Source organism: Pseudomonas sp. 37 R 15, from assembly GCF_900004865.1.
GTDB classification, from domain to species: Bacteria; Pseudomonadota; Gammaproteobacteria; order Pseudomonadales; family Pseudomonadaceae; genus Aquipseudomonas; species Aquipseudomonas fluorescens_AM.
This window is the reverse complement of record NZ_CVTV01000056.1, coordinates 205,189-221,769: the sequence shown is the minus strand read 5'-3', so window position 1 is coordinate 221,769 and position 16,581 is coordinate 205,189. Positions and strand designations below refer to the sequence as shown.

Here is a 16,581-nt window from a genome sequence, read left to right as displayed (position 1 = left end):
GTCCAAGGCAACCAATGTGTCACTGCACGGATCAATCAGGAACGTCAGCATGGTGGGATATCCGACAGTATCAGCGGCTTGCCTGGGTACGCCACAGCACAGGCCAGTACACCTGATCCAGTCCCATGCACGGGATCATTTCAGCCGCATGCGTCAGCGTGAAACCGTTACCATCGTAACGCCAGCGCAGCGCAGTGCCACAATTGCCCATACTCATCGCCCTTACCTGACTGCTAAGTTCACCCGTGGCCGGATCAAACGCTACGAAGCCCTGGGGCTCTCTTTCCGGCAGGTTTGGCACTTCGGCGATCAGCGCTGCACGCGCCTGCTCCGGGTGGTCCAGGGGTGCTTGGTAAATATTGTAGAAACAATTGTAGGCCCCACAGCCGGTTTCGATGATCACTAGCGCTTGATCTGAACTCAATGCATACGCTTTGGCTTTTGGCGCGATACCTTCATTCAGATCTTCCTGCCAGTCCTTGCGCGTGGCGACCACCACGGCATCCGTGATCTCTTTTGCTTTGTCCGGCGTCAGCGCGGCAGGTGCCTGCCAACTTGGCGCTAGCGGAGCGGCAGCGGCTTGCGGCACGCTGCCAGCGGGCGCCGGCCCCTTGGAGATCAGGGCGTCCTGCGTGCCGACCCGCCCCTGGACCGAGTCCATCAGCAACAGCGCCGCACTCATCCCGCTTAGCGATGCGTACGATTTATCCTCCTTGAACGGCAGTACCAGGTAGTTCCCGTTGCGCAATTCTGTGATCAGGGCTTGGGCTGACTTACCGTTCAGCGCAAACACCTCGGGTGTATCGCCTTCTTTCAGTTCGCCAGGCTCAAATTGAGACTTCAGCGGTTCGTCATCAAGTGTTGGCTGGCCGAGGGGTTTCGTGTAGCTGAACACCCCGACATGCAAGGCGCCCTGCGGGCCGGCTTCACGTGTGATCCGTACGCTGAACGTTGAAAAACCAGTGTCATCGCGCTGCTGCACGGCACTGATGGCCGTGCATGTTCGTGTGTTATCGCAGCCGATAATCCAGTCCTTGATTTCGCGCTCCAACGGCACCTTCTCGGCCGCGTGGACGCAGCCAATGCCTGCAGCCAAAAGGAATATGAAAGTGCTTCGTATCATCAGACAGACGCCTTTGAACCAGTAAAAGCCTATTAGGACAGAATTATTTGCTCATACCTATTGCATGGCCGTCAGTCACAACAGAATTGCCGTAATGAACAATCGGCAATAAAAAAAGGGGGCAGACTTTAAACAAATGAAAAACTGATATGTCGCAGCGTTACCTCCATCGTAGATAATCCCGCGCAACCTGATCCCGATTAGAACCACACTGTCGATCATAGGTCGTAAACGCATGAGCGCTCTGAACTATCTGATAAGTCAAATCTACGAGCAGGCCAAAAATGGAGACTGGGACAGCGTTATGTCGCAGTGGATGCAAGAGCCTTTGCTTGGCCGGCTTTGCAGCCTGTACCAGGCGCCCTCCTCCGGCTGGACATTCTTGCACCAAGCCGCTTATTTCGGGCACGAGGCTGCATGCATTGAACTCATTCGCCTTGGTGGTTCAGCTGCCAGGCAGAGCGCCAAAGGGAAGTCCGCAATTGAGGTGGCTCGGGAGCATGGACACAGTGAACTCGCTCTTCTACTGGATCGGTCAAGCTTTGAGGATCGCTCCTTGTGGTCAGTTCCGTCCAACCCAGCTCTGCTGCCCAGCAGTAACCTTTTCCAGGAGGCGAATGAGCATCGAGCGAGTACGTTGATGCTCGTTGCCTATGCGGGAGGAGTGGTACAAATTCCCAGCGAAGCCAAGTATTACGCAGATTCGTTTGGGCGCCCGCTGATTGGATGGCATGGCACATTCGATCCTCCCTGCGGAATGGACGGTGAATCGATGCTGCGTATGTGAAATGCCCTGTCTATCGGCCTTGCCCATCGCATACATGCGGGGCCATAGAAACAGGGTCAGACCACCACTATCTGAAGTGTGGTCTGCCCTGATTTCATGACCCAGATTTCACCGTACAACCACTCAGGAATCGCTCCGAGTGCCCTGGCGCAGCGCATCAAGCTGTCGTTGCGCGTGGGCGGCTTGGCAATAGGCGTTGAGGATGTGTGCAACCTGGTCGCAATCCAGGGTAACGCCCTCATGCATCAGGCCGGCAGAATGGATGCGGATCTGCGGCTGGGGCTTTTTCAGGGCGAGGGCCTGGTTGCCGAACAGCTGTCGCGCGGAGCGATGAACAGGCAGGGGCGCATCGGGCCGCAACATCAGTTTCTGCACCGTCAGCCAGCCTTCCTCACCGGCGCAGACGTCGACAATGTCCACCAGATTCAACGGTGCGCTCAGGGTGTCTACAAACAGCTGGCGGCGGGTCAAGCGCATAAACGCGTGTTGCCCGGCGTTGCGGTGCTGCCAAGTGATCAATACAAACACCACCGCCATCACCGCGGCACACACGGCCAGGCCGGTGGCCCCGCGATTCAGGGCGTACCCCAGCAAGCCCAGGGCAATCAGCAAAAACAGCGGGCCGCGCACCTTGTACCGGCGCGAGTTGGTGAATTCGGTCTGTTCGGGGACGCGCTGGATAACCTGCTCGAGTTCGGCCATCGCCCGCTCGCGCTGGGCGTCGCGGGATTCGGCATATTCCTGGCTGAGTGAACTGGCGAGATCCGACAGCGGATCGAAGGGTTGGGTCATGGGTCATTCTCCTTGAGCGTTTGGTATCTGCGGTTATCCGGGCTGCGCGGCAGCCGGCGGCGCCGTACGGGTGAGTTGGCTGAACCAGTGTCGGTCGTGCTCGGTGGGCACGCGGGTGGCCTCGGCCAGCAGCGCCTCATCCAGCGTTACGCCCAGTTGCTGGAGGCGTAATGCCGTCGGCGGGTGTGTATCGAAAGGGTGCGCGATGGCGTGGTCCAGCGCCGCCTCGTTCAGGCGCAGCGGCGTGTGGCTCAGGTGGTCGGCCAGCGCCTGGATCAGGTTGGAGTGACGCTCGGCGAGCAGCGTGGCGATTTCACCGTCCAACGCGATCACCCGTAACAGCGCCTGGCAGAACAGGCGCTCACCGCCGATATTGGCGCCCACCCGATCCGCGACCAATTCCTGAGCGCGTCCCCAGTGATGCACCGCCAGTTGAAAGTAATGCAGGAAACGTTGCGTCATCCAGATCGCCGGGCGCTCGATCCACGCCGGGTCGGCATCCTCGGCACGGATAAACGCAAAGTGCAGGCACATCAGGCTGAATTGCGCACCGATCTGGCTGCCGCGCTCGGTGTCGCGGCGGCTGAAATGGCCCAGCTCATGACCGATGATCGACGCGGTCTCGGCCTGGCTCAGGGTCGAGAGGTAGGTCAGCGGCAGGTACAGGGTACGCCCGCAGAGCAAGTCGCAGGCCGGTTGCAGGGCCACATTGACGCTGGTGACGAAAAACGATTGGTCGATGCCCACCACGATATGGTCGGGCACCGGCGCGCAGGTGGCTGTGGCCAGTTGTTCAATCCACGCCCACAAGGCCGGGGCCTTGTCACGCCCGATCCTTTGCCCCAGAAGCGCCGAGGACGGGCTATCCAGGGCATGCCATCGCTGGCGCAGACGCCCGATCAACAAACATCCCGCCCACAGCACCGCAATCAGCGGCACCGCCACCACCAGCATGAACGCGCCACCGGCCTTGAAGTGGTCCCAGCCCCAGCTCAGTTCATACACCAGGCTCAGGGCCAACGCGCCCACCAACAGCCCGGTGTACGCCACCAGCCAATGCCCCAAGGCACGCCAGCAGAGGAACAGGCGGTCGTAGAGAAAATCCCTGGACTTCAGCGCGCGCCACGCATCCAGCCTCAGCTTGAGCCACGCCGCAGGCCCGGCCACCAACGCGGCGAGCGCCAGCCAGTAGGCCAGCCCCGCCAGCACCTGACGCACGCGCAGCCAGACGTAGTGGCTGCCCATACCCTGTGCTTCGCGCAGCACGTCATCGACCCGCCCGCCTTGCACACTGGCCCAGCCCATCAGTACCAGCGGCAGCAGCAACATCGTCAGCGGCCACGACCACGGCGCGAAACGGCCCATGGCTCAGTTGGCCTGCAAATAGTCGGTCAGGAAAGCCTGTGCATTGCCTTGGCTGGACAGGAACTCGTCATAGCCGACGTTCAGCGCCTGCGATTCGCCAGGCAGGTACAGCTCGCCCCAACCTTGTTGCAGCACCAGCACCACGAATTTCTGGCCGTCCACGGTGGTGGAATAACGGGTGTCCTTGCTGGTCTTTTCCACGGCCATTTTCTGGATCTTCATGTTCCAGTCATGGTCCACGCCCTCCACCTGCACCAGCGCCTGATTGTCACCGCGCGCACCGATGCGCAGGGTCCAGACTTTCACGCCGCCTTCGCCGGCATAGGCCAGCACTTTTTCCGCGACTTGCGGACGATTGTCAGCATGGGCGAGGCCCGCGATCACGGCCAGAACCAGGCCCAGCAGCGCTGCCCACTTGCGATACATCAACATTTATGGCTTCCTCGAGAGTTGAAAGCCAACCATTGAAATCAAAGCTCCGGCGCGTGCCAAGCGGCCCGGCCGTGGCGCACAACAATAAGGCCGTGAGTCACAACAACTGATCGGACTGCCCGATGTCGATATCATGCAACGCTGCCCACCAGCCCTGACGGACGCTTTTACCAATGGACCGCCGCAACCCCTATCTGGACACCCACTTCTGCTTCGATCACCCAGAGGCCCTGGACCAGGCCGGTGTATTCGATGCCAGCGCGCGGCAGGTCATCGGCAGCGCGGTCGGCCATTACCGCGCGCAGACTGTGCGGTCGCACCTGCAATATTTCGACTGCGATTTGCAGTTCCCCGAACCGTTACGCATCCACAAGGTGCTGCCCGACAGCGTGTGCATCGTGCAGGTACTGAATGGGCAATGGCAGCATCGGGTAGACGGTCGGCTAAATGAATACACCCTCGGCGCGCCTCATGTGCTGGGCTTGAGCGAAAGCATGGAAGCCATGGACCAGATGCCTGCCGGCAGCCATGCGCGCATGGCCGGGCTGCGCATCGGCGGCGACTACCTGCGCGAATTGGCCGAAGAAGACCCGTCACTGCAATCGCTGGCCAGGCTGCTCGACGATGGCATGCACTTTTCAGAACTGCACGGCTGCCGTGTCGTCGGGCGTTTGTTCGAGCGCCTTTATCACTCGCCCTACCAGGGCACGTTGGAACGGCTGAATCAGGAAAGCCTGAGCCTGGCCGTGCTGGTCGAGCTGGCGACGCACCTGGCGCCACAGCCGGCCACCCCTGAGACCGCGTTGCGCAGCCATTCGGACCTGGCACACGAAGCACGCTTCAAGCTCGACGCCAACCTGATGAACCCACCCGGCACTCTGGCGCTGGCACGGGAACTGGGCGTGGGTGAAACCACCCTGAGACGCGCCTTCAGCCGGGTGTACGGCCAGTCGATGCTCGATTACGTGCGCCAACAGCGCCTGGAACTGGCGCGCAACCTGCTGCGCCAGCGCAAATGGCACGTGGCACAGATTGCCCACCGTCTGGGCTACGCCAACCCTGCCAACTTCAATCATGCCTATAAGGCGTATTTCGGCCATCCGCCAGGGGCGCAGTCCTGACGTTCGCTACGCCCCGCAGCCGCTTTGATGATGCTTTTTCAACCGATTATTGCGGAGGAGCGTTGTAGCCCTGGCGACTCGACTTGCGCCTACGCATGGGTGAGCCCGGTCAACGTATCCGCAATGGTTTTAGTGCGTTGCGCCGTACCCTCGGTCGCGCGGCTCGACGCCCCCAGTGCATCGAGCATTTCGCGCAACGCGCCGACGCCGGTGGATTGGTCTTCGATCTGCTGGGCAACACGCTGGATCTCACTGGACAGCAGGTCAATATCCACACCGATTTCCGCCGCATTCTTACGGGTGATTTCCGCCAGTTTGCGCACTTCATCCGCCACCACCGCAAACCCCCGGCCCAGGTCGCCCGCGCGCGCCGCTTCAATAGCGGCGTTAAGCGCCAGCAGGTTGGTCTGCCCGGCGATCTGCTGGATCACCTGCACAATCGACTGGATACGCAAACTCGACCCGGCCAGCGTGCGCGCACCTTCCACCGCCACATCCGCCTGGCTGGAAAGCCCTTCCACCGTTGTCCCGGCCTGGGCAGACACGGCGTTCTGCTGGTTGATCGTACCCACAAGTTCATCCATCGACGCGTGCAACTCACCCGAGTAATGCTTGAGCTGCGCGGCGATGTCCTCCTGCTGACGCTCGGCATGGGCCAACACCATGCCTAAGTCTGCCAAGCCTTCGAACACCGGCAGGATATTGCGGTCCAGCCCACGGGTATTGAGGGTATTGCTGAAGTCATTGTTCTTGAACGCGGTAATCTGCTTGACCACCACATGGTTCAACCCCGCCAACTTCTTCACCTGGCGCCGTAGGAAAAACGCCTTGAACTCGCCGTAATGGGCGATGAAATTGTCCACGTACTCATCACTGAAACTCGCACCCTTGGCCACCCGAAAGAAGAAAATCGCAGTCAGCGTCTGATTCAGGTTCAAGCCCAAAATCTCCCCAAAGGTCGAAAAACCCGCCAACGGTACATCACCAAAAATGCCGGCCATGCTGCCCAGCTCGGCGCCGTTGTTCAGCCGGCGCAAAATGCAGTCATTCAAAATCCCCGCCACCGGCTGGCCACCCTTGCCGCGCAGGAACTGCTCATAGTCCAGGCGCGTCGCCTCACGCAACGGCGTACGCCGCACCATCACCAATTCCTCGCCCGGCGCCACGTCGCAAAACAACTGCACGATCTGCTGCTCATAATCGATGCGCGCGATGGATCGTACAAACAACTCACTGCCCACCCGAATCGCAAACGAATAGTCCGCCAGCTTCGACTCCAGCGCCTGGGGCACGCAACTGAACGCATCACACAGCGCTTGCACCATGCTCTTGATATTGCCGTTGCTGTCGATCACCTGGTCAATCGTGCGGTCCTCCACCGACGCGGTCAGCACACTGAAGGTCAAATCCGCCGGTTTGAAGTTCTGGCTCTTGAACACCCCAAACCGCACATTTGCCGCCGTCTTCAGGAACACAATCTGCGCATGGTTCTGATAACTGCGCTGACCGTCATGAATCAGCGTCTTCTGGAAATCCGACTTACCCCCGGCCGATCCCCCTACAAACAAACATGGAAACCGCCCCGACTCATACAGCGCCTCCATAAAGAACGACTCCGACGCCGACAGCCCGTCGAACACCACATACGCCAACGTATCGCGATGATCAATCGACATGCGTACCTGCACTCGCTTGATATTGGCCACCAACTTGGCAATCCGCTCCTGCATCCCCAACCGCTTACCGCCGCCGCGAATGTCCTCACACTCCAACGGCACCATCACCACCTCGGCCGAGGCGATCAGACTGTCGTCGAACAGCTGCAATACAACCCGGTCCCAGCGCTCGCCCGTGGCGCAATACAGCGAATTGGGTGCATTGCAGAGTTCGCCGGAGGTGGTGCACAGGCTGATGGTGGATTGGGGGAAGCGGCGTTTGAGCTTGGCGGAGATTACGTCGATGTCCAGATGCGGCGAGATAAAGCCGGTGATCAGGGTGGGGGTGATACGTAAGGCGGTGAGGGCGGCGTCCAGATCGTTGGCAGTGCTGGTGAGCGTGGCGGTGCCTTGACGATCACCCCGGGCTTTTTTTAGACGGGAGAGTGGGTTCATGTGGTGGACTCGATTTGGGGGGATAGGGGTAGGCACGCGATTGGTAGGGTTATCGGCCGGTTGGGTGGGGGCTGGAGGGGGATGTGACGGATGGACGCGGTTTTAGGGAATTCTCCTTTATTGCCAGGCCGCTTTAGGCCGAGCGTGAATCGCTCCGGGTTTCGTAGACGCTCCTGGTGTCCGCTTTTAGCCGATTCAAGCCCGTCGTCAGAAGCAGGAAACTGCGCAGTTCTTCGCCGGTTCCGGCGTCACGAATGATCACCGTAGCACCCGGGCTTGACCGACATATACCCACTATCCGCCAAGCGATACAGCCAGGGATATCGTCAATCCTCATGCCGCTCCACCAAAAAATCCACAAACGCCCTCACCCGCGCCGGCATCGCCGTGCCCCCCACAAACACCGCATGAATCGGCTCCACATCCCCCGGGTTATAAACCTCCAGCAACGGCACCAGATCCCCGCGTTCAATATCCTGCGCCACGCTGAACGTTCCTACCCGCGCAATCCCCGCCCCCAGCTTCGCCAATTGCGCCAATGCCTCGCCGCTGTTCCCTTCAATCGTTCCCGCCACCTTTAAAGAAAACTCCCGCCCGTCCATGCGAAACGGCCAGTCGGGAGCCGCCCGGCGGAAGTTGAAGCGCAGGCAGTTGTGCTGAAGTAGGTCCTGCGGCGTCACGGGGGTGCCGTGCCGGGCCAGGTAGTCCGGGGAGGCGACGATGACTTGGCCGGTGGCGCCGATATGGCGGGCGGTCAAGGGGCTGTCGGGGAGTGGGCCGAAGCGGATGGCCACGTCTGCCTGGCCGCCGAGGATGTCCACCACTTCATCGCCGAGCATCAGGTCGACCACGATGGCGGGATAGCGGGCGCTGAAGGCGGCGATCAGTGGAACGATGGTCATGCGGCCATGGGCCAGTGCCGCGCTGACTCGCAAGCGGCCGCGTGGGGCGCCCTGGTCGGTGATGGCGTCTTCGACTTCGGCCATGTCCGCGAGGATGCGCCGGGCGCCGCGCAGGTAGGCTTCGCCTTCGGCGGTGAAGGTGATGGCGCGGGTGGTGCGCAGCAGTAGCCGGGTGCCGATGCGCTGTTCGGTGCGGGTGATGATGCGGCTGATGGACGATGGCGTCAGCCCCAGGGCGCGCGCCGCGCCGGACAGGCTGCCGTGTTCGGCGACCAGGGTGAACACTTCCATCTCGCCTGAGCGGCCGGCCATGTCCATTTTTGCCTCCTGCGCAAAGGTGTAATTCCCAACCAGGGGCTACTGCTTGAAAAGCTTGGATTGTAGCATTCGGCACACAGATGAGGAGTCACCCATGCGTATCAATCCACCCCTTGTAGCGTTGTCCGTCGGTGCCTTTGGCATCGGGGTTACCGAGTTTGCACCCATGGGCATGTTGCCCGGTATTGCCGCCGATCTAGGCGTATCCATTCCCGCCGCCGGGCTGTTGGTGAGCGCCTACGCCATGGGCGTGCTGATCGGTGCGCCGATCATGACGCTGGCGACGGCCAGGGTGCCGCGCCGTTATCTGCTGATCGGGCTGATGGCGATTTTCACCCTGGGTAATTTGCTGTCGGCGCTGGCGACCAATTACCAGACCTTGATGATCGCGAGGCTAGTGACGTCGCTGAACCACGGGGCGTTCTTCGGCATTGGCGCGATTGTGGCGGCAAGTGTGGTAGCACCGGAAAAGCGCGCGGGTGCGGTCGCGGCGATGTTTCTGGGGCTGACCCTGGCGACCATCGGAGGCGTGCCGCTGGCGACCTGGTTTGGTGAGAACTTCGGCTGGCGCACGGCGTTCTGGGGCATCAGCGGGCTCGGCGCGGTGGTGATGGCGGCGCTCTGGTGGGCATTGCCGAATGCGCCCGCGCCCAAAGGCGGCAGCCTGATGGCGGAGATTCGCGTGCTGGGTCGCGGGCCGGTGCTGGCGGCATTGGCGCTGACGGTGGTGGGCTCCAGTGCGATGTTTACGGTGTTCACTTACATCGCGCCAATTTTGCGCGACGTTACTCACGCATCGACTAACTTCGTCACTGGCATGCTCGTGCTGTTCGGTATCGGGCTGACCCTGGGCAACGTGTGGGGCGGCAAGTCTGCGGACCGCTCGGTGGACCGTACGCTCATTACGTCGTTGGTGGTGTTGATTGCCGTGCTGCTGGCTTTCTCGGTGCTGATGCAATGGCCGCTGCCGGCCGCCTTGTCGATCCTGCTGTGGGGCGCCGCCAGCTTTGCCCTGGTGCCGCCGTTGCAGATGCGTGTGATGGAGGCCGCCAAAGCTGCGCCCAACCTGGCCTCGGCGATGAACATCGGCGCCTTCAATTTTGGCAATGCGATTGGCGCGGCAGTGGGCGGCGCGGTGATCAACGCCGGCTTGGGCTATCCGGCCATTTCCCTGGCCGGTGCGCTGATGGCAGGGCTGGGTTTGCTGATGGTGCTGGGGTTGGGCTGGCGTTCGCGGCGTAAGGGGTCACGCACTTGCGCCGACATCCATTTTCCGACGACAGTGGATGAGCGCGTTTAACCGAAGAGAGTAGCCCATGACCCGCGACCAACTCGCCAGCTTCTACGAAAGCTATATCGATTGTCTGAATCGCCAGGATTGGCAGCACCTGGGTGATTTTGTCCACGCCGATGTCACCTACAACGTGAGCCGGGTCGGCCTGGAGGGTTACCGGGCGATGCTGGAGCGGGACTTCCGGGAAATTCCCGATCTGGTGTTCCGTATTCAGTTGCTGGTTGCCGACCCGCCGACGGTCGCCAGTCGGCTGAACTTTCGGGTCAGCCCCAGGGGTGAGTTTTTCGGGCTGCCGATCAATGGCAAGACGGTCGTGTTCGACGAGAACGTGTTCTATGAATGCGTCGACGGTAAATTCGCTCGCGTCTGGTCGGTGATTGACAAGGCTGCGATCGCCGAGCAGTTGTGAGGCAACGCCCACTGACGGTGTGGGAGCGCTCGAGCCTTGGCGAGGCCGCGATGGCGGTAGGTCAGGCAACGTGAATGCCAGCAGTGCCGCCGCCTTCGCGGCCTCGCCAAGGCTCGTGCGCTCCCACATTTGCTCATCACCAGTCCCACCTCCCCATCGCCCATGCGCCAAAAAAAGTCATGCATCGGACCGCTCGGTTGCGAGCCTGGCGATAGCGGCCTATGTTTCAAGCCATGCAGTAATTTGCTGTCCCCCCACCCTGTGCCCATCCCGTAACCCAGGTGACGACATGCCTACCCTCTCCCGCCCCGCCGTACTTGAACTGATTGGCAACACGCCGCTGGTCAAGGTCAGCCGCTTCGACACCGGCCCCTGCACGCTGTTTCTCAAGCTTGAATCGCAAAACCCCGGCGGCTCCATCAAGGACCGTATCGGCCTGGCCATGATCGACGCCGCCGAGCGCGACGGCCGCCTGTGCCCCGGCGGCACCATTATCGAAGCCACCGCCGGCAACACCGGCCTGGGCCTGGCGCTGGTCGGTCGGGCCAAGGGCTATCGGGTGGTGCTGGTGGTGCCGGACAAGATGTCCACGGAAAAGGTGCTGCACCTCAAGGCCATGGGCGCCGAGGTGCATATCACCCGCTCCGATGTGGGCAAGGGCCATCCCGAGTATTACCAGGACGTGGCGGCGCGCCTGGCCAAGGATATTCCGGGCTCGTTCTTTGCCGATCAATTCAACAACCCGGCCAATCCGCTGGCCCATGAAACCAGCACCGCACCGGAGATCTGGGCGCAGACCCAGCATGATGTCGATGCGATTGTGGTGGGCGTCGGCTCGGCCGGCACCCTTACCGGCCTGACCCGTTTCTTCAAGCGCGTGCAGCCCGAACTGGCCATGGTGCTGGCCGATCCGGTGGGGTCGGTGATGGCCGAATACAGCCGCAGCGGTCAGCTTGAAACCCCGGGTTCCTGGGCCGTCGAAGGCATCGGCGAGGATTTCATTCCGTCGATTGCCGACCTGTCCAGCGTGCGCCACGCCTACTCGATCAGCGATGAAGAAAGCTTCGACCATGCCCGCCAACTGCTCAAGGCCGAAGGCATTCTGGGCGGCTCGTCCACCGGCACCCTGCTCGCCGCCGCGCTGCGCTATTGCCGCGAGCAAACCGAACCCAAGCGCGTGGTGACGTTCGTGTGCGACACCGGCACGCGCTACCTGTCCAAGGTCTACAACGACCAGTGGATGAATGACGCCGGGCTGTTGCAGTACAAGCATTACGGCGACCTGCGCGACCTGATCGCCCGCCGCTTCGAAGATGGCCGGGTGATCAGCGTCAGCCCCGACGACACCCTGCTTACCGCCTTCCAGCGCATGCGCCTGGCGGATGTCTCGCAACTGCCGGTATTGATCGACGGCCAGCAACTGGCCGGGGTCATCGACGAGTCCGACCTGCTGCTGGGCCTGCATCAGGACGCCGCGCATTTTTCCATGAGCGTGGCCAGCGCCATGACTCGCACCCCACACACCCTGGCCCCCGGCGCCAGCCTGGCCGAACTGCAGGCGGAACTGGATCGCGGCCTGGTCGCCATCATTGCCGACGCCTCGGGCTTCCATGGCCTGATCACCCGCGTCGACCTGCTCAACCATCTACGGAGATCCCTTGCATGAGTCAGCCCGATAAAAGCGCGTTTGCCACCCGTGTGATCCATGCCGGACAGTCCCCCGACCCGACCACGGGCGCGCTGATGCCGCCGATCTATGCCAACTCCACCTACCTGCAAGACAGCCCTGGCGTGCACAAAGGCTTCGACTACGGGCGCTCCCACAACCCCACGCGCTTTGCGCTGGAGCGTTGCGTGGCCGACCTTGAAGGCGGCACTCAGGCCTTCGCGTTTGCCTCGGGGCTGGCGGCGATTTCCACGGTGCTGGAGTTGCTCGATGCCGGTGCGCACATCGTCTCCGGCAATGACCTGTACGGCGGCAGCTTCCGCCTGTTCGACAAGGTGCGCCAGCGCAGCGCCGGCCACAGGTTCAGCTACGTAGACCTGAGTGACGTGTCGGCCTTCGAAGCGGCGCTGCAAGACGACACGCGCATGGTCTGGGTCGAAACCCCGAGCAACCCGCTGCTGAGCCTCACCGACCTCAGCGCCATTGCCCGCGTGTGCCGTGCGCGCGGCATTCTCTGTGTGGCCGACAATACCTTCGCCAGCCCGTGGATCCAGCGCCCGCTGGAGCTGGGGTGCGATATCGTCGTGCACTCCACCACCAAGTACCTGAACGGCCACTCGGATGTGATCGGCGGCATCGCCGTTGTCGGCGACAACCCGGAACTGGCCGAACGCCTGGGCTTTCTGCAAAACTCGGTGGGCGCCATCGCCGGCCCCTTCGATGCCTTCCTGACCCTGCGCGGCGTGAAAACCCTGGCCCTGCGCATGGAGCGCCACTGCCGCAACGCGCTGGAACTGGCGACCTGGCTGGAACAGCAGCCGCAGGTGGCGCGGGTGTACTACCCAGGCCTTGAATCCCACCCGCAGCACGAACTCGCCAAACGGCAGATGCACGGGTTTGGCGGGATGATTTCGGTGGACTTGAACAGCGACCTGGCGGGCGCGACACGCTTTCTGGAAAATGTGAACATCTTCGCCCTGGCCGAGAGTCTGGGTGGCGTGGAAAGCCTGATCGAACACCCGGCGATCATGACCCACGCCAGCATCCCGGCGGCGACGCGGGCGCAGTTGGGGATTGGTGACGGGTTGGTGCGTTTGTCGGTGGGGGTTGAGGATCTGGAAGATCTGCGCGCAGATTTGGCCCAAGCCCTGGCACACATCTAAAGTCAGGCATCAATCAAATGTGGGAGGGGCTTGCTCCCGATGGCGGTGGGTCAGTCAGTTTACTGGCAACTGACCCACCGCTATCGGGGGCAAGCCCCCTCCCACACTGATTGTGCTAATCAGCGCGAGGTTAGGCGGCGCGGGCAGATCTGGCCCCAGGTCCTGGCAAACACTTGAAGTCAAACATCGATCAAACTGTGGGAGGGGGCTTGCTCCCGATGGCGGTGTGTCAGTCGGCTTACTGGCAACTGACCCACCGCTATCGGGGGCAAGCCCCCTCCCACACTGATTGTGCAAATCAGCTGAGGTTAGGCCGCACGGGCAGATCTGGCCCCAGGTCCTGGCACGCCTCCAAGCTCAAACATCGATCAAACTGTGGGAGGGGGCTTGCCCCCGATGGCGGTGCATCAGTCAGCTTACTGGCAACTGACCCACTGCTATCGGGGGCAAGCCCCCTCCCACACTGATTGTGCAAATCAGCTGAGGTTAGGCCGCACGGGCAGATCTGGCCCCAGCTCCTGGCACGCATCCAAGCTCAAACATCGCTCAAACTGTGGGAGGGGGCTTGCTCCCGATGGCGGTGGGTCAGTCGGCCTATTTGCAACTGACCCACCGCTATCGGGGGCAAGCCCCCTCCCACAATGGTTGTGCTAATCGGCCCGAGGTTAGGCGGCGCGGGCAGATCTGGCCCCAGGCCCTGGCAAATACTTGAAGTCAAACATCGCTCAAACTGTGGGAGGGGGCAAGCCCCCTCCCACATTGACGGTGTACATCAGCCAAGAATGACGTTGGCCCGCGCCGCATGCAGCTTCTTGTAGCTGTCGATCAAGCGCAAATGCCGGTCCAGCCCTTCGAGCTTCATGCTGGTCGGTGTCAGCCCGTAAAAGCGCACACTGCCCTCGACCGAGCCGATCACCGCGTCCATGCGCTCATTGCCGAACATGCGCCGGAAGTTGGCTTCGTAGTCGGCCAGTTCCAGGTCGTCGTCCAGTTCCATTTCCAGCACCGCATTCATCGCCTGGTAGAACAGCCCACGCTCGACGGTGTTGTCGTTGTACTGCAGGAACATTTCCACGCACTCCTTGGCCTCTTCATACTGCTTCAACGCCAGGAAGATCAGCAGTTTCAATTCCAGGATGGTCAGTTGGCCCCACGCGGTGTTGTCGTCGAACTCGATGCCGATCAGCGTGGTGATATCCGTGTAGTCGTCCAGCTCGCTTTCGATCAGGCGCTCGACCAAGGCCTGCAACGCGTCCTCATCAAGGCGGTGCAGGTTGAGGATGTCTTCGCGGAAAAACAGTGCCTTGTTGGTGTTGTCCCAGATCAGGTCGTCCACCGGGTAGATTTCCGAATAGTCCGGCACCAGGATGCGGCAGGCGGTGGCGCCCAGGTGTTGGTAAACCGCCATGTACGATTCTTTGCCCATGCCTTCCAGGATGCCGAACAGCGTTGCGGCCTCCTGGGCATTGGAGTCTTCGCCGTGGCCGGAGAAGTCCCATTCGACGAATTCGTAGTCCGATCGGGCGCTGAAAAAGCGCCACGACACCACCCCGCTGGAGTCGATAAAGTGCTCGACGAAGTTGTTCGGCTCGGTAACCGCCTGGCCTTCGAAGGTCGGCTGCGGCAAGTCGTTCAGGCCTTCGAAACTGCGGCCTTGCAGCAGTTCGGTGAGGCTGCGCTCCAGCGCCACTTCAAAGCTTGGGTGCGCGCCGAACGAGGCGAAGACACCGCCGGTGCGCGGGTTCATCAGGGTCACGCACATCACCGGGAATTCACCGCCCAGGGACGCATCCTTGACCAGCACCGGGAAGCCCTGGGCCTCCAGGCCTTCAATACCGGCGAGGATGCCGGGGTATTTGGCCAATACCTCGGCGGGTACGTCCGGCAGGGCAAATTCACCTTCGATGATTTCGCGCTTCACCGCCCGCTCGAAAATCTCCGACAGGCACTGCACCTGGGCTTCGGCCAAGGTGTTGCCGGCGCTCATGCCGTTGCTCAGGTAGAGGTTTTCGATCAGGTTGGACGGGAAATACACCACTTCGCCATCGGACTGGCGCACGAACGGCAGCGAGACAATGCCCCGCGCTTCGTTACCGGAGTTGGTGTCGAACAGGTGCGAACCGCGCAGTTCGCCTTCGCGGTCGTAGACCTTGCGGCAGTAAGCGTCGAGGATCTCGCTCGGCAGCTCGTCGTTGGGGCCCGGCTGGAACCAGCGCTCATCCGGGTAATGCACGAACGGCGCATTGGCCAGCTCTTCGCCCCAGAACTGGTCGTTGTAGAAGAAGTTGCAGTTGAGCCGCTCGATAAACTCGCCCAGTGCCGATGCCAGCGCGCCCTCCTTGGTCGCACCCTTGCCGTTGGTGAAACACATCGGCGAGTGGGCATCGCGCACATGCAGCGACCAGACATTGGGCACGATATTGCGCCACGAGGCGATCTCGATCTTCATGCCCAGGCCCGCGAGGATCGCCGACATATTGGCAATGGTCTGCTCCAGCGGCAGGTCCTTGCCGGCGATGTAGGTGCCCGCCTCCGACGTCGAGTTCGGCATCAACAACGCCTGGGCGTCGGCGTCGAGGTTGTCCACCTGCTCGATCACGAACTCAGGCCCGGCCTGCACCACTTTCTTCACGGTGCAACGGTCGATGGAGCGCAGGATGCCCTGGCGGTCCTTGTCGGAGATGTCCGCCGGCAGCTCGACCTGAATCTTGAAGATCTGGTTGTAGCGGTTTTCCGGGTCGACGATGTTGTTCTGCGACAGGCGGATATTTTCCGTGGGGATATTGCGCGTGGCGCAGTACAGCTTCACGAAGTACGCCGCGCACAACGCCGACGAAGCCAGGAAGTAATCGAATGGCCCCGGCGCCGAACCGTCGCCCTTGTAGCGAATCGGCTGGTCGGCAATCACCGTGAAATCATCGAACTTGGCTTCAAGCCGAAGGTTGTCGAGAAAGTTGACCTTAATTTCCATGCGGGCACACCAGAATAACGGGCTAAACAAAATGGCCGCCATTATGAAGATTTTCACCGGGAAGTCGCAGGGTTTTGCGCATGGGCTGCTGATCGGTAGCGCTATGCCAACCGCCTGTGGCCGCTGG

13 protein-coding genes are annotated in these 16,581 nt (G+C 61.6%); 6 read left to right on the top strand and 7 right to left on the bottom strand.

Features of this window, described 5'->3' with window-relative positions; genetic code table 11:
* Window positions 1-70: 70 nt before the first annotated feature.
* Window positions 71-1,123, bottom strand: coding sequence for a DUF1176 domain-containing protein (locus tag BFQ04_RS21955; protein WP_065952587.1), 1,053 nt, complete (start codon window positions 1,121-1,123; stop codon window positions 71-73).
* Window positions 1,124-1,358: 235 nt separating this feature from the next.
* Between BFQ04_RS21955 and BFQ04_RS21950 the strand changes: the two genes are divergently transcribed.
* The gene (locus BFQ04_RS21950; RefSeq protein WP_065952586.1) at window positions 1,359-1,910 is read left to right on the top strand and encodes an ankyrin repeat domain-containing protein; all 552 of its coding nucleotides are present in this window, start codon (window positions 1,359-1,361) and stop codon (window positions 1,908-1,910) included.
* 123 nt (window positions 1,911-2,033) lie between these two features.
* On the opposite strand, the gene BFQ04_RS21945 is transcribed toward BFQ04_RS21950, so the two are convergent.
* From BFQ04_RS21945 to BFQ04_RS21935, 3 genes are read right to left on the bottom strand one after another with little or no spacing between them, the layout of a single operon-like run.
* A complete protein-coding gene (locus BFQ04_RS21945; RefSeq protein WP_065952585.1) occupies window positions 2,034-2,702 on the bottom strand; it encodes a hypothetical protein in 669 nt (222 codons plus the stop codon).
* Window positions 2,703-2,735: 33 nt separating this feature from the next.
* Window positions 2,736-4,067: a M48 family metallopeptidase gene (locus BFQ04_RS21940; protein ID WP_065952584.1), complete on the bottom strand. Its 1,332-nt coding sequence runs from the start codon at window positions 4,065-4,067 to the stop codon at window positions 2,736-2,738.
* A 3-nt stretch (window positions 4,068-4,070) separates the two neighbouring features.
* Complete coding sequence (locus BFQ04_RS21935) at window positions 4,071-4,499, bottom strand: hypothetical protein (RefSeq protein WP_065952583.1); 429 nt, start codon at window positions 4,497-4,499, stop codon at window positions 4,071-4,073.
* Window positions 4,500-4,672: 173 nt separating this feature from the next.
* Here BFQ04_RS21935 and BFQ04_RS21930 point away from each other — a divergent pair, with 173 nt between their 5' ends.
* Entirely contained in the window at window positions 4,673-5,620 is a 948-nt protein-coding gene (locus BFQ04_RS21930) for a helix-turn-helix transcriptional regulator (RefSeq protein ID WP_065952582.1), read from the top strand.
* Between the two features lie 89 nt (window positions 5,621-5,709).
* Here the strand turns inward: BFQ04_RS21930 and BFQ04_RS21925 are convergent, their stop codons facing one another.
* Window positions 5,710-7,731 carry a methyl-accepting chemotaxis protein gene (locus tag BFQ04_RS21925; protein WP_065952581.1) on the bottom strand — a complete coding sequence of 674 codons (2,022 nt, stop codon included), beginning with the start codon at window positions 7,729-7,731 and terminating at the stop codon, window positions 5,710-5,712.
* Window positions 7,732-8,057: 326 nt separating this feature from the next.
* Window positions 8,058-8,951 carry a LysR family transcriptional regulator gene (locus BFQ04_RS21920; RefSeq protein WP_065952580.1) on the bottom strand — a complete coding sequence of 298 codons (894 nt, stop codon included), beginning with the start codon at window positions 8,949-8,951 and terminating at the stop codon, window positions 8,058-8,060.
* A gap of 94 nt (window positions 8,952-9,045) precedes the next feature.
* On the opposite strand from BFQ04_RS21920, the gene BFQ04_RS21915 reads away from it, so the two are divergent.
* The 4 genes from BFQ04_RS21915 (at window position 9,046) to BFQ04_RS21900 (ending at window position 13,483) form a co-directional block, all read left to right on the top strand.
* On the top strand, window positions 9,046-10,251 hold the full coding sequence (locus BFQ04_RS21915) for an MFS transporter (RefSeq protein ID WP_065952579.1): 1,206 nt from the start codon (window positions 9,046-9,048) through the stop codon (window positions 10,249-10,251).
* A 16-nt stretch (window positions 10,252-10,267) separates the two neighbouring features.
* On the top strand, window positions 10,268-10,654 hold the full coding sequence (locus BFQ04_RS21910; RefSeq protein WP_065952578.1) for an ester cyclase: 387 nt from the start codon (window positions 10,268-10,270) through the stop codon (window positions 10,652-10,654).
* A 289-nt stretch (window positions 10,655-10,943) separates the two neighbouring features.
* Window positions 10,944-12,320: a pyridoxal-phosphate dependent enzyme gene (locus BFQ04_RS21905; RefSeq protein WP_065952577.1), complete on the top strand. Its 1,377-nt coding sequence runs from the start codon at window positions 10,944-10,946 to the stop codon at window positions 12,318-12,320.
* Window positions 12,317-13,483: a cystathionine gamma-synthase gene (locus BFQ04_RS21900; RefSeq protein ID WP_065952576.1), complete on the top strand. Its 1,167-nt coding sequence runs from the start codon at window positions 12,317-12,319 to the stop codon at window positions 13,481-13,483. The genes BFQ04_RS21905 and BFQ04_RS21900 overlap by 4 nt, the downstream gene beginning before the upstream one ends.
* 772 nt (window positions 13,484-14,255) lie before the next feature.
* On the opposite strand, the gene BFQ04_RS21895 is transcribed toward BFQ04_RS21900, so the two are convergent.
* The gene (locus BFQ04_RS21895; RefSeq protein ID WP_065952575.1) at window positions 14,256-16,454 is read right to left on the bottom strand and encodes an OsmC domain/YcaO domain-containing protein; all 2,199 of its coding nucleotides are present in this window, start codon (window positions 16,452-16,454) and stop codon (window positions 14,256-14,258) included.
* Window positions 16,455-16,581 lie beyond the last annotated feature (127 nt).

Bases quoted from the DNA above. Each gene is read 5' to 3' on its own strand.
- BFQ04_RS21955 (WP_065952587.1), bottom strand. From the start codon at position 1,123: ATGATACGAAGCACTTTCATATTCCTTTTGGCTGCAGGCATTGGCTGC.
- BFQ04_RS21950 (WP_065952586.1), top strand. From the start codon at position 1,359: ATGAGCGCTCTGAACTATCTGATAAGTCAAATCTACGAGCAGGCCAAA.
- BFQ04_RS21945 (WP_065952585.1), bottom strand. From the start codon at position 2,702: ATGACCCAACCCTTCGATCCGCTGTCGGATCTCGCCAGTTCACTCAGC.
- BFQ04_RS21940 (WP_065952584.1), bottom strand. From the start codon at position 4,067: ATGGGCCGTTTCGCGCCGTGGTCGTGGCCGCTGACGATGTTGCTGCTG.
- BFQ04_RS21935 (WP_065952583.1), bottom strand. From the start codon at position 4,499: ATGTTGATGTATCGCAAGTGGGCAGCGCTGCTGGGCCTGGTTCTGGCC.
- BFQ04_RS21930 (WP_065952582.1), top strand. From the start codon at position 4,673: ATGGACCGCCGCAACCCCTATCTGGACACCCACTTCTGCTTCGATCAC.
- BFQ04_RS21925 (WP_065952581.1), bottom strand. From the start codon at position 7,731: ATGAACCCACTCTCCCGTCTAAAAAAAGCCCGGGGTGATCGTCAAGGC.
- BFQ04_RS21920 (WP_065952580.1), bottom strand. From the start codon at position 8,951: ATGGACATGGCCGGCCGCTCAGGCGAGATGGAAGTGTTCACCCTGGTC.
- BFQ04_RS21915 (WP_065952579.1), top strand. From the start codon at position 9,046: ATGCGTATCAATCCACCCCTTGTAGCGTTGTCCGTCGGTGCCTTTGGC.
- BFQ04_RS21910 (WP_065952578.1), top strand. From the start codon at position 10,268: ATGACCCGCGACCAACTCGCCAGCTTCTACGAAAGCTATATCGATTGT.
- BFQ04_RS21905 (WP_065952577.1), top strand. From the start codon at position 10,944: ATGCCTACCCTCTCCCGCCCCGCCGTACTTGAACTGATTGGCAACACG.
- BFQ04_RS21900 (WP_065952576.1), top strand. From the start codon at position 12,317: ATGAGTCAGCCCGATAAAAGCGCGTTTGCCACCCGTGTGATCCATGCC.
- BFQ04_RS21895 (WP_065952575.1), bottom strand. From the start codon at position 16,454: ATGGAAATTAAGGTCAACTTTCTCGACAACCTTCGGCTTGAAGCCAAG.